Source organism: Levilactobacillus acidifarinae DSM 19394 = JCM 15949, from assembly GCF_001434835.1.
Lineage (GTDB): Bacteria > Bacillota > Bacilli > Lactobacillales > Lactobacillaceae > Levilactobacillus > Levilactobacillus acidifarinae.
Genome location: NZ_AZDV01000006.1, coordinates 26,485 through 39,635 on the forward strand (window position 1 = coordinate 26,485; position 13,151 = coordinate 39,635).

General features: G+C 49.4%; 8 protein-coding genes. All 8 read right to left on the reverse strand.

Annotation, left to right across the window (positions count from 1 at the left end; genetic code table 11):
- Positions 1–82: 82 nt before the first annotated feature.
- Positions 83–1,147: a PfkB family carbohydrate kinase gene (locus tag FD25_RS04795; RefSeq protein WP_057801902.1), complete on the reverse strand. Its 1,065-nt coding sequence runs from the start codon at positions 1,145–1,147 to the stop codon at positions 83–85.
- A gap of 167 nt (positions 1,148–1,314) precedes the next feature.
- Entirely contained in the window at positions 1,315–2,940 is a 1,626-nt protein-coding gene (locus FD25_RS04800) for a glycoside hydrolase family 43 protein (RefSeq protein WP_057801903.1), read from the reverse strand.
- 35 nt (positions 2,941–2,975) lie between these two features.
- Positions 2,976–4,454, reverse strand: coding sequence for an MFS transporter (locus FD25_RS04805; protein WP_057801905.1), 1,479 nt, complete (start codon positions 4,452–4,454; stop codon positions 2,976–2,978).
- A gap of 180 nt (positions 4,455–4,634) precedes the next feature.
- On the reverse strand, positions 4,635–5,540 hold the full coding sequence (locus FD25_RS04810; protein WP_083484089.1) for a helix-turn-helix domain-containing protein: 906 nt from the start codon (positions 5,538–5,540) through the stop codon (positions 4,635–4,637).
- A 339-nt stretch (positions 5,541–5,879) separates the two neighbouring features.
- Positions 5,880–7,253, reverse strand: coding sequence for a sugar porter family MFS transporter (locus tag FD25_RS04815; protein ID WP_057801907.1), 1,374 nt, complete (start codon positions 7,251–7,253; stop codon positions 5,880–5,882).
- A gap of 330 nt (positions 7,254–7,583) precedes the next feature.
- Entirely contained in the window at positions 7,584–8,951 is a 1,368-nt protein-coding gene (locus FD25_RS04820; RefSeq protein ID WP_057801909.1) for a sugar porter family MFS transporter, read from the reverse strand.
- Between the two features lie 360 nt (positions 8,952–9,311).
- A complete protein-coding gene (locus FD25_RS04825) occupies positions 9,312–11,342 on the reverse strand; it encodes a right-handed parallel beta-helix repeat-containing protein (RefSeq protein ID WP_057801911.1) in 2,031 nt (676 codons plus the stop codon).
- A 132-nt stretch (positions 11,343–11,474) separates the two neighbouring features.
- Positions 11,475–12,986, reverse strand: coding sequence for a xylulokinase (gene xylB, locus FD25_RS04830; RefSeq protein ID WP_057801913.1), 1,512 nt, complete (start codon positions 12,984–12,986; stop codon positions 11,475–11,477).
- Positions 12,987–13,151 lie beyond the last annotated feature (165 nt).

A 13,151-nucleotide genomic window follows, 5' to 3' on the forward strand; every position in this document is an offset into this window, starting at 1 on the left:
AAACATTTATTTATAGTGATAAACATTTGTTTATGAAAAAATAAAAAAAGACTGGTTTCTTTCACCAGTCTCGTCAGGAGTTCTAAACCGTTGCCAGTAACTCCGGCGTCATTCCCTCATAAATGTTTAAGTACGTGGTCATAGCGCTTTGAGCCGCCACTTGCGTCACTTGGGCCGTTTGCTTCGTCGTTAATCCCTGTCGTCGCGCATAAATAATCGCTGCTAAGGCTGCTGCTCCCACTCCATTGGTATTTAATACCTTCGTTAACGTAACCGGTGCGTAGAAGGTCTCTTTAGGCGTTCGATAAAGAAACCCTACTTCCGCATCATAGATAAAGACGTTAGTAATGCCCATAGCCAACAGCTTATCCGCACAACGTTGCGCGGATTTACGGTCCACAATCTTAATTTCAGTAATGGCCTGAGACTCATCGGCATTCAATACCAACGTATCCAACGCTTCAATTCCCGGTTTTAATCGGGTTACCTTATTGATAGAATCTGCTAACAATGGCTGTTGGAAATTCTGGTACAACCAAGTAATCGTCTTTTCCGGAAGATTGGGATCAATGACAATCATCTTCGCATTCCGTAAAATTGTCAGCCGGCTCTTCAAAAATTCAGGTGTAATTTCATCATGAATTCGACTATCGTCCACCCCAAAAATTCGTTTAGCACTCGTTTGATTAATATAAAGATAACGGGAAGTTGGCATACTTGAAATCTGACTGGCATAAGTAATGTTCAGCTTTTTCTCCAGTGCGTCTCTTTTAAATTCTTCCCCAGCCGAATCGTGACCGTACACCGAAATAAAGTAATTGGGAATCTCCAGCTTCGTCAGATTAACTGCAATGTTCCGTCCCAGTCCCCCAACGTCAGAATAAATAACTCCCGAATTCGATTTCTTTTCAATCACTTCATCATCAGGAATCCCAAAGATATCTAAAGTAATTCCCCCCACCACAACGACATAGCTTTCAGGAGCGACAATGTATCCCTTTCCCTGAAGGTAACCTTTTTTAACGAGGTTAGAGATGTGTGCCGCAATTCCTGAACGCGTAATACCGGCTAACTCCGCCAATTCATTTTGACTAATCATTGGGTTTTGTTTAATCCATTCCAAGATTTGTTGCTCACGTGAGGTCATTTTCAGGGCTCCATTTCTAGTTTAATTATTCATTCATTATACCCCAAACAACCTTTAACCTCCGTTTAATCACTAATCCTTTCCGCACAAAAATGGCATCCCCGTGCACGGGACGCCACTTTTGGACTGGGTAAATCTAATGAGCCTAAGATGCGTGAAACTGGGTACTAATCGTCGCCCAATTCCTTGTAATCGAAGTAGTCGAATTCGGCAGTCTGGCCGTAACCAGCGTAGTCGACGGCAGCCAGGCCCACGAAGGCCCCGGTGAAGAACCCACCGTACGTCTGCAGAACGTAATCGTCAGACAGGATTGCTGCGTCTAATTCAACTGGAATTTCGTGCCAATCGTTACCGTCAAACGAGTATTCGTAAGTGTACGATTGCTTGCGAACCTTGGTCTTGAACCAAACGTATTCCGTTCCGGCCGGAATCTGGATGGCTTGGTCCTTCAAGAAGGACGTGTAATTATTGTTGTCGTTTTGGGCAATTTCAATCACGGGACCGCGCTTCTCATCCCGGGTGATGTAGATCCAAGAATAGTGTTTGTCGTTGTAGAAGTTGACGAGGCCAGCCATATTTTCGTAACGGGCTGGGTCAAACTTCACCTTGGTTTCCGCATCAAAGTTGAAGGCTTGCCAACGCCGGGCAATCATGGAAACGTCGAACGTGCTGGATAGGGAGTGGTTGCCGACTAAGGTCAGCTTACCGTTGCCCACCGTCCCTAGCTTGTCAGTGAAGGGTTGCCGTAAGGTGTTCCAGTTCAAATTCAGCTTGTCGCTGTCAAAGTCATCGTGTTGGGAGTGGTCCTTCGGTGCCTTGGTTTCGATGGCACCCTTAGGCGCATCGACTTCCACTTGGCCACCGTGACCGCCGACCACGCGTGGCCAGCCTTGGTCGTCCCATTCAACCTTTTGAATGGACGTTTCCCGGCCCAGCGTGCTCCAGCCCCGTGGATCATGGGACGATTCCGTCGCGTGGTTCCAAGGACGAGAAACTAACGATGCGTAGTACCATTCGCCCTCTGGCGTATCAACCAATGCCCCGTGACCTTGCTTTTGTAAGTAGAAGTCCGGTGTATCCACGTTGGTGATGAATGGCCCGTCCGGTTCGCCTTCGAAGGATAATTCGTCGAGCGTCTTGGAACGCGCGACAACTTCTTGGTGGGTAAAGACGGTGCCCCCTTCAGCGGCGAACAGGTAGTAATAGCCGTTGATTTGATACAAATGCGGCCCTTCGACTAACTTAACGTCGTCGCCGTTGTAGATGTTGCGCGCCGTTTCTGGCTTGAGTTTCATGGTCTTGGTATCAAACTCGGTCAGCGTGATTCCGTTGAATGGGTGGTGGTATTCACGGTGATCCCAGGTCTGTTGAACCAAGTACTTCCGACCGTTCTTGTCGTGGAACAGGGACGCATCGAAGCCTAAGTTGTTCAGCTTGATTGGGTCCGTCCACGGGCCGTGAATGTCGGTGGCCGTGGTCAGGTAGTTTTGCACGTCCTTGAAGGGGCCTTCCGTGACCTTGACATCGGTGTAAACCAACCAGAATTTACCGTCAGCATAGGATAAGTCTGGCGCCCAGATCCCACCGGATGACGGGTTACCCTTCATGTCCAGCAGCGTTGTGGTCGACAGCGGGGACGGTAACAGGTTCCAGTGCACTAGATCTTGGGATTCGTGTAACCGCACACCGGGGAACCATTCGAAAGTCGAGTTCGCAATGTAATACGTGTTGTTGACCCGGATGAAGCTGGGGTCCGCGTTAAAACCAGGTAAAACGGGGTTCTGAATTTTCATAACGACATGCATCCTTTCTTCACTTAAATTACAGGTTAGATTTTCTTTTCGCGCCGTTCCTTTTCCAAGGTTTCGTTGATTTCAACGACTTGTTGGTCAGTCAATGGGTAACGACTCATGACCCACATGGCAACGAAGGCCAAGATGATTGGTAACCAGATCATGGACCATTGAATCCCCATCAGGGCACCCGCACTTTGGGTCGCACTGTTCCCGTCAAACTTGAAGAAGGCGTTGATGTACCCAGGGATGATCCCCCCAAGGGCCAACCCAATCTTGAAGAACAGCCCCATGATGGCGTTGATCATGCCGGCAACCCGCTTCTTGGACTTGTATTCGCCGTAAGAAACGACTTCAGGTACTAAGGCCCACATGTAACCAGTTGCGGCGGTGATCCCCCATTGCATCAAGAACCGGCCGATGTATCCTAAGGCCACGCTATTCTTGAAGGCTGGTAAGGACCAAGCCCACAGAACCAGGGTCCCGATGACGAACAGGAGTAAGAAAGCGTAGAAGAATTGTTTCTTCCCAATCTTCTTACGGATGATTGGCCATAAGAAGACCAAGAAAATCCCAGGGATCGACCCGATCAAGTTAATCGAAGCTAACCATTCGGAGTGGCCGATGTTGTATTGCATGTAGAATGGCCAAACGGTGTTGCCGAAGAACATGAAGGTAAACCCAATCAGGAAGAAGAAGCCTAAAACTTGTAACGGTTTGTTGTTCTTGAATTCGAACCATAAATCAGAGTACTTAACGGTTGACGTTTCTTCCTTAGTTGGGAGAACCCGTTCTTTAATCCCACCGTAAGTGCACATTAACATGATGAACCCGATGACCATGTAGATGGCCATGACCAGGAAGTAGGCCTTCCCGGCTTTAGGCGAGGTGTAATCCCCTAACTGCATGTGAATCCCAAAGAACCCAATGTCCTTGGATTGCAGATTTGGTGACGCCATTTGAACAAATAATGGCAAGAAGGTGTAAACCAAGAGGTTCCCGATGTTGGCTTCGGTCATCCGGACCGTGGTCAACGTGGAAACTTCGTCGCTATCCCGCGTTAACGAAGCGTTTAAAGCTCCGTAAGGGATGTTAACGAACGAATAAATTAAAGCAGTTGCCAGGTAAGAAATAAAGGCGTACATGATGTTGCCCCGCAAACTTGCGCTAGGCAAGAAGAGCAAGGCGGCCATGATCGTCAGTGGAATCCCACCGTAGATCAGGTAAGGCTTGTATTTACCAGCCTTAAAGTTGTGTTTATCAACAAAGGCCCCCACCCAAGGATCCCAGAACACGTTGACCCACCGAACAACTAAGAAAATGGTGGCCCCAGCGGCGGCTGAGATGCCGTAAACCGTGGTGAGATAGAACAATAGCATTGAGCCAACGGTCCCGAAGATTAAGTTTTGCGCTAAATCCCCAGCCCCATAACTAATTCGCTCACGCCAAGATAACTTAGCAAATTCATCGGTCGTCTCCGGCTTTGCGGGTGTTGATTCCGTATTTGCTGCCATCTGTATGAACTCCCTTCAAATAAAACCCTCATTTTATTTAAGAAAGCGCTTTCCGGTTAGATTAAAAAAATAAGCGTCATGGCCATGACTGATTTCCTAATCTCTAAGGTTAGTGTAATCGGTTACAAGCCGAAAAGCTATATTCAGAAGTGACGGCTTTTTGTCGAATCATGACCTATTTCATTCGAAATATCCGCCCCCTTTAACGGTTTGCACCCGCCGTTTATTCTTGGCATTTTTCTGGTATTTACTGGGGGTAATCCCCGACCATTTCTTAAATTGTTTGCTAAAAACGGAGAGGTTTTGCGCCCCCACCATCCGGGCAACCTGCTCCACGGTATATTCGGGCGATCCCAAGAGTCGCTTGGCTTTACTGTACTTTTTATCTTCTAAATAATGCAGTGGTGTGATGCCGTACACCTTGCGAAAGACCCGGTGACCGTAGCCGGTACTGATGTTAAGACGCTGGCAATTCTCCTCGAAACTGTTCAAGCTCGGCTGATCCGATTTCAGGTCATCCGCAATCAACGTTGCCAGGGAACGGGCCAACTGGGCTTCACGATCGGTATAATTAATATCACTCTTCTTGAATTTTTTGCCATTATGCACGATGCCAAACAAAAACGAGAGGAAAACAATCTGCAACTTCAGGCGTTTTTCCGCCGCCGTGAGGCCCTTATCGGCACTGATTTGCACGAAACTTTGGGCCGTCTTAAAGGCGAGTTGGCCAAAAAAGCTATCCGCCCGGTACACGGAATTCGCGATATTACTAATGATTTCCGACTTCAGACTTAAATCTTCCATATCAAAATGACAGGTGATGTAGGTCATCGGCGCGCTCTGACTGGCATTGGCGTTGATATGCCAGGTCCCCGGCGAAATGATCAAGGCTTCGCCCGCCCCGTAGAGCATCGGGGGGACGTTCTTCATTTCCGTGACCTGTTGGCCGTCCACCACGCACATGAGCTCAAACGACTGATGCTGCTGCCCAAAAAACTTCCAGCCACCCGCTACGGTTCGCATATGACCACCGAAGAGTCGGATACTCGATTCCAAACTGGGAATTGCCACAAAATCATTTGCCATGGGAGCCATCACCTTTCATTTCAAATCTAGTTTTTGTCTATTCGTGACCTATTTTGGTCATTCCGTTACTAGTTTAAAGAAAAACCAACCGTTTTCATTACTTAAATAATAGCATAATTCCGGGCTTGGAGAAAACGCTTACGCATAGTCATTCACAAAGAGAAACGGGCTTTTACCCACGATCTAACTCAACGCTTAACCCCAATAATTATTTTGTTTCGTTAAGTAACGATTGGCATTATTCCTGGTTTGACGAAGTCGTTATTTTTAAGCCTCGTCGCCCAAAAAAGGCCACCCTCTCCGGAGTGACCTTTAAGCGTAATTCAATTAAATTTCAGACTAGTTTTGTGTAGAGAATTTGGCTTCCTTTTCACCACTCTTGGCCCGTAAGGTTGCTTCGATTTCTTCCAAAGAACGGTTCCGCGTTTCGAAGACCATCTTGTGCACGAACCAAATGGACACAAAGCACAGTACCCCGTAACCGATGAATAAGCTCCCAGTACCGAAGAAGTCCAGTAAGGATGGGAACGTCAGGGAAACGACCATGTTGGCCGTCCAGTTGATGACACTGGCAAACGAGTTCCCTAACCCACGAATGTTCAATGGGAAGACTTCCCCAATCATGACCCACATAACCGGGCCCCAAGTTGCGGAGAAGAAGGCGATGTAGACGGTCAAGGCAATAACACAGACGATAGCTGCGGTGAAGGACCCGTGAGAGAACTTCATGGCGATACTCATAATGAACAGGGAAACCCCCATCCCGATGGCCCCACCGATCAGCATCTTTTTCCGGTCGATCTTATCCATGATGGCCACGGCCACAGCGGTGACAATCACGTTAAAGATCCCGATCCCGATGTGGGCTAACAGCGCCGCGGAGACCCCGAAACCAACGTCGGTGAAGATGGTTGGTGCGTAGTACAACACGGTGTTACAACCCATGACTTGTTGGAAAATCGCTAAGCCAATCCCGATGATCAAGGAAGGACGAACCATCTTACTGAAGAGTTCTTTCCAACCACCACTGACGATTTTGGCTTGTTCTTGAATTTGGCTAACTTCCTTGTCAACGGCCTTTTGGTCATGCTTGTTCATGGTATCCAGCACTTCACGCGCCGTATCCATGTGGCCTTGCTTGATCAAGAACCGTGGTGATTCAGGTAAGACTAACCCGCCTAAGAACAACAGAGCAGCTGGAATTGCCGCGAACCCTAACATCCAACGCCAGCCGGTGTACATGCCAGAGAAGGTGTAGTTGGTGACGTAGGCCAGGAAAATCCCGGTCATGACCATCAACTGGAATAAACTGGAAACGGTCCCCCGCTTATCGGCTGGTGACAATTCAGCCAGGTAAGTTGGAATCAACGCTGAAGCGGCCCCAACGGCCATCCCTAAGATGATCCGGGAAACGATCAACGTCCAGAATTCTGGTGAGAACGCTGACCCTAAGGCCCCAACAAAGAAGATAATCGCAGATAATAGCAGAAGCTTCCGCCGACCGAACCGGTCAGACGATGGTCCAATAATGGCGGCCCCTAAAATGGCCCCCAACAAAACGGCACTAACAACCCAACCTTGTTGCCAGGAACCCAAGTTCATTTGCTTTTGAATGAACAGGATGGCCCCGGAAATGACCCCGGTATCGTACCCGAAGAGTAGTCCCCCGAGGGCGCCGAAGAAGTACACAAACCCAGTCGAAACTTTTCGCATCTTTTTTTGCTCCCTTTTCGCGGTGTTGCCCGTAAGATTTAAAGTCACCGGAAATGGCTTTATATGTAAGTTGGTTGATGCACGCAACCAACTATGCCCATAGTATAGCGCGCTTGGCGCAAAAATGAAAGCGCTATATTTAAAATCTGTGCAGTAATGTACGAATAAAACCCCCGGATTTCCAGATAAAATCGTGGAAAAAACTAATGATTATCAAGGTTTTCTTTCTTTGCGAAAGGCGAACATTCCGCTAATATTTTTCGGAAAAATATTTTTCAAAACCACCCAAAAAAGCCGGGCACGAGCCCGACCTTAGTCGTTTAAACTAAATTAATGTGCAACGGCAGTCTTGTGTTCCGCCGCCTTTTCCCGCAACGTTCCTTCGATTTCTTCCAAAGACCGGTTCCGCGTTTCGAAAACCTTCTTTTGAACGAACCAGATGGAAGCAAAGCAGAGTACCCCGTAACCGATAAACAAACTCCCGGTACCGAAGAAGTCCAGTAACGATGGGAAGGTTAAGGAGACCACCATATTGGCCGACCAGTTAATCACACTGGCAAACGAGTTCCCTAATCCCCGAATATTCAACGGGAAAACTTCCCCAATCATGACCCACATCACAGGGCCCCAGGTAGCGGAGAAAAACGCGATGTAGACGGTTAACGCAATCACACAGACCACGGCAGCGGTAAAGGATCCGCCGGAGAACTTCATAGCGATACTCATGACGAACAGGGAGACCCCCATCCCGACAGCTCCAATGTTTAACATCTTTTTCCGATCGATTTTGTCCATGATAGCTACGGCAACGGCCGTCACGATGACGTTAAAGATCCCAATCCCGATGTGGGCAATCAAGGCCGCTGAGACCCCAAATCCAACGTCGGTAAAGATGGTTGGGGCGTAGTACAGTACCGTGTTACACCCCATGACTTGTTGGAAAATTGCCAGTCCAATCCCGATGACTAGGGACGGTCGCACCATCTTGCCGAAGAGCTCGGACCAACCGCCACTCTTGATTTTGGCTTGTTCGTGAATTTGAGCCAGTTCCTTGTCGACGGCCACCGTATCGTGCTTGTTCATGGTATCCAAGACTTCACGAGCGGCGTCACCGTGGCCCGTTTTAACTAAGTATCGTGGTGATTCCGGCAGAATCAACCCACCTAAGAACAGTAAGGCGGCCGGCACCGCGGCAAGCCCTAACATCCACCGCCAACCGGTATACATGCCGGAGAAGGTGTAGTTGGTGACATAAGCCAGGAAGATTCCGGTCATGACCATCAACTGGAATAGGCTCGAAACGGTCCCCCGCTTGCTAGCTGGCGATAATTCAGCCAGGTAGGTTGGAATTAGCGCTGATGCGGCCCCCACGGCCATCCCTAAGATGACCCGTGAGATGATCAACGTCCAAAACTCGGGCGAAAACGCCGACCCAATTGCCCCAACAAAGAAGATAATAGCTGAAACTAATAATAATTTACGCCGACCATACCGGTCAGATGACGGACCAATGATGGCCGCCCCTAGAATGGCTCCTAACAAAACCGCACTGACGACCCAACCTTGTTGCCAGGATCCCAAATGCATTTGCCGTTGAATAAACAAAATGGCCCCAGAGATCACCCCGGTGTCGTACCCGAAGAGTAGGCCGCCCAATGCGCCGAAGAAGTAGACAAAACCAGTAGAGACTTTTCGCATAGTTTTAGCTCCTTAGTGTTTGCATACGTTACTTTCCCAGTCAAAATGTAAGTTGGTGACTGCCGCTCACTATGTTGGTTGGTTCGCACTACCAACCTTGAAGATACTATAGCATATCTTTTCAGGTTATGGAAGCGTTTTCTTAAAGCGACAAATTTTTATCATTGGTTTTCTGCAAGCCTAACTTTGGGTTATAACGGTTTACTTATCAATATACTGGGATTCCCGTAACCACGGGATTTATCAGCGCTAATTTTTAAAAATTCATCAACTAACTTAAAAAATCTTTGTCGGCTCAGTGACTCGCCAACAAGGATTTTTATCTTTCAAGTTACTTAATTCAATTAACTAGCATCTTCGTTATTTCCACAAAGCCGCTTGTGTGTCTTCGCCCGAAACGAACGGTCCCGGAATCGTTGAGACGCCCCGGTGGTTGCCGAAGTAGTCCTGGTTAAAGATGATGTCATCACCGTTTGGCGCTTCGTACCGTTGTTCCGGTTCGAAGGCTTCACCCAGAGTATCGGTTGTAATAATGCCCTCGGCGTAGTCACCAAGCAGATCGTACAGGTTGGTCTTCAAGTTTACTTGATCACCGTTTTCAACCAAGTCGACCGTCACTTTGTCACTGGTGTTCACGAAATTATCGGTTTCTTTCTTCCAAGCCTTGGCGCCGTTAAAGTACATGTTGCCGGCCGCCCAGACGGGTAAGTGGCCAAAGTGAGCACTCATCAGGTCGTTCATGTCGTTTTCCTTGGCAATCGTTCCGTCCAAGCGTTCGAACTGAGCGTACCATTCGTCATAGGTCGGGTAATCATCGAACCCGTTAGTCCCGACTTGTTCGGTATCTTCCGGTTCCCGGTCGACCAAGGTCTCATGATCGGTTGCTTCGACCGGCCAATTTTGCACGAAGATGTTGTTGTAGAAGCGGTCATCCCCGTGCAGGATGGTCATGAAGCCCGCCACTTCGGTTCTGTGTTGGATGTGGTAGGGCGTAAACCGGGGTTGGTTCTTGCCGTCCACGAAGAAATCGGTGTTGGCACCAATCGACGTGATGGACCCAAGCATCAGGTTGTGCACACAGGCCACCCCTTCCGTGGCTAACCGTAAGGACGCCTTAGACAGCAGCAGGTTGTTATCGATCAGGGTTGGCCCGTGACCGACTTCCACGAAGATGTCTTGGCTTTGCATGGCACCAACGATCCGTTGTGCTGTGCCTTCTGGGGCGTAGTTGTGGTCTAACAGGTTCTGCGTGATGCGCGTCCCCTGAGCTTCCCAGTCGGTCCAGATACCCATGGTGCAATCGTTGATGTGGTTACGCCGAATGATCACGTCAATCGCCGCGTGCATCTTGATCCCGGCAATTTCGGCCCCGGCTAATTCTTGCATGTTGTTAATGTCGTGAATGTGGTTGTCTTCGATGAGACTGAAGACGCCCCCTTGTCGGCCGACGATGCCGTCTTGTTCACAGTGGTGGATGTTGCACCGCCGGATGATGTGGTGACCGATGTTTTCCTTGAGCCACCCATGGTATTGCCCCCGACAAACGGCATCGCGTTCCATTTGCGTTGGGCTCTTCACGTGCTTGTAGGTGAAGTATTGGTTGTTCACCGGATCCTCGTACTTCCCGAGGGAAATTCCGGCACAACGACTGTGGCTGATGTCACAGTCTTCGATGATCCAGTTTTTGGACCAGTGTGGGCCAATCATCCCGTCTTGATAGGATGCCGGCGGCGCCCAAGTCGTAGCCGCTTTATTGATAGTAAAGCCACTCACGGTAATGTTATTGATCCCCGTAGCTTGCGGCATGAAGACTTCTCGCCGCACGTTAATTTCTACGTCTTCGTGGTTAGGATCTTGCCCTTGGAAGTTCGCGTAAATCACGGTTTCGTCCGTCGCCTCATCCTGTTTGGTGTACCACTTGTAGACGGAATTTTTACGTTCCCACGACCGACCGTAAACTTCTGCGGCTAAACATTCTTCTACGGAAGTGGTTTCGTAGAACTGCCGGTCGTTCATGTACACCGCTCCGGTGTGTTTGTTGACCGGACCGAAGTACCAGTCACCCATCACGTAAGTCGTGTACGGGTTATAGGACCCGAACAGCCCGTTGTTGATCCGGGTGACCCAGACGTTGCCTTGATAGGGTTGCCAATTTTTAACGGCTTCGCCCCCGGTCATTACGGCTTTCAGGGGGTCTACACTACGGTATGTAATCCGCGCGTCGTCCGTACCACCATGAACGGGATTGACGTACTCACGATAAGTTCCTGGAAAGACCAGGACTTCATCCCCCGCAACGGCCACCTGTGCCGCTTCGTTAATGAGTCGATAAGGGGCTTCCTTGGTCCCATTGCCATCTCGGGTTGCTTGAGCATCAACATAGATTTTCACGATAATTGCCTCCCAATGAACGTTTATATAAATAAAACAATAATTGTTCTTGTTTTAACAAAACTCAGTTCAATTTTAAGTACAAAAAGGCCCGGGCTCACACCCGCACCTTTTTACCGAACAATTCAATACTTAGTTCAAATTTTCACGACGGTAGTCTAGCAGTTCTTCACTGATCTGCTTGGTCTGCCCGTAAACTTGTTTGTAGATTTTGTGTAACTGTTGGTACTTCGCCACGTTAGCTGGAATCGGTTGATATTCCTTGCCAAAATGGACGAAGGTCTTGGCACAGTCCTGTAGCGAATCGAACCAGCCCAGGCCGGTAGCGGCCATCATGGCGGCGCCCATACCGGGTCCCTGTTCGTTCTTTAGGCTGACGACCTTACGGTTAAAGATGTCGGCCTGAATCTGTAGCCAGAGGGGACTCTTGGCCCCACCCCCGATGGAGACGACCGTATCGAAGTCCCCACCATTTTCCTCGTAGATGTCGAAGAGGTCTCTAAACGAGAAGATGATGCCTTCCAGCACGGCCCGCACGAAGTCGTAGCGTTGGTGAATGCCGTCGATCCCGGTAAAGCTCCCGCGAATGTTGGCATCGGCGTACGGCGCCCGTTCACCCACAATATACGGCGTATACAGTAAGCCGTTGGCCCCCACGGTCGATTTGCCCGCGCTAGCCACCACATCGTTAAAGTCTTCGGCTGGGGCGAAGGTCTTCTTAAACCAGCTCAGAGAGTACCCTGCGGCCAGCGTGACCCCCATCGAGTAGAACTTATCGGGAATGGCGTGGTCTTCAAACTGCAACACGCCGTGGTAGTTCACGTCCGCGTTGTCTTCGTACTTCAAGACCACCCCGGACGTCCCGATACTGGACATCACCATGTTGGGGTGTAAGATCCCGGCTCCCACGGCACCGGCCGCGTTATCGGCGGCCCCACCAAAGACCTTGGTGTCCGTGGTCAAACCGGAAAACTCGGCGTAGGCCGGCGTCACCGTCCCGGCCAAATCGATCGACTTGATCAACGGTGGGCACATGCTCATCGGAATGTCGAAGACGTCACAGATTCGTTGACTCCATTGTCCCTTAGCGACGTCTAACAAGACCGTCCCGGTCGCGTCGGAGTAATCCATCGCCAAGTTACCGGTCATCCGGTAACGCACGTAGTCCTTCGGTAAGACAAAGTACTTCGCCTTTTTCCAGATGTCGGGTTCATTTTCCTTCACCCACAGCAGCTTGGCCAGCGTAAAGCCTTCCAACGGTTGGTTACGGGTAATGTCGATGAACTCGTCACCCATCTTGTCCATGATCTCTTCGCGTTGCGCGGTCGTCCGCGTATCGTTCCAAAGAATGGCGGGCCGTAAGACCTTCTTGTTTTCGTCTAACAGCACTAACCCGTGCATTTGGCCCGAGAAACTCAAGCCTTCGATGTCTTCGGCGGCCAGGTGGTCGGTCAGAATCAACCGCACGATGGCCACGGTCGTGCCGGAAACCCAGTCTTCGGGATTCTGTTCGTTATAACCGGGTTGTTGTTGGATCAGGTCGTAGCCGAAGCTTTCTTGGGCGACAATCTGACCACTGTGGTCGAGGGCTGAGACCTTAACGGCACTGGTGCCCAGGTCCACCCCAAGTACATACTTTCCCATTATTGCTCCTCCAATCAGTATTTGAATGGTGCGCTCACTTATAACTATGATGTGTAATTCTAGTTAAGATAAAGCTGGTCGCCTTCCAGGCTGTACACTGGAGAATCAGCTTTCCAATTGAGTTAATGGCAGCATACTTCTTAACTTGCCTATTATCAATCAGCT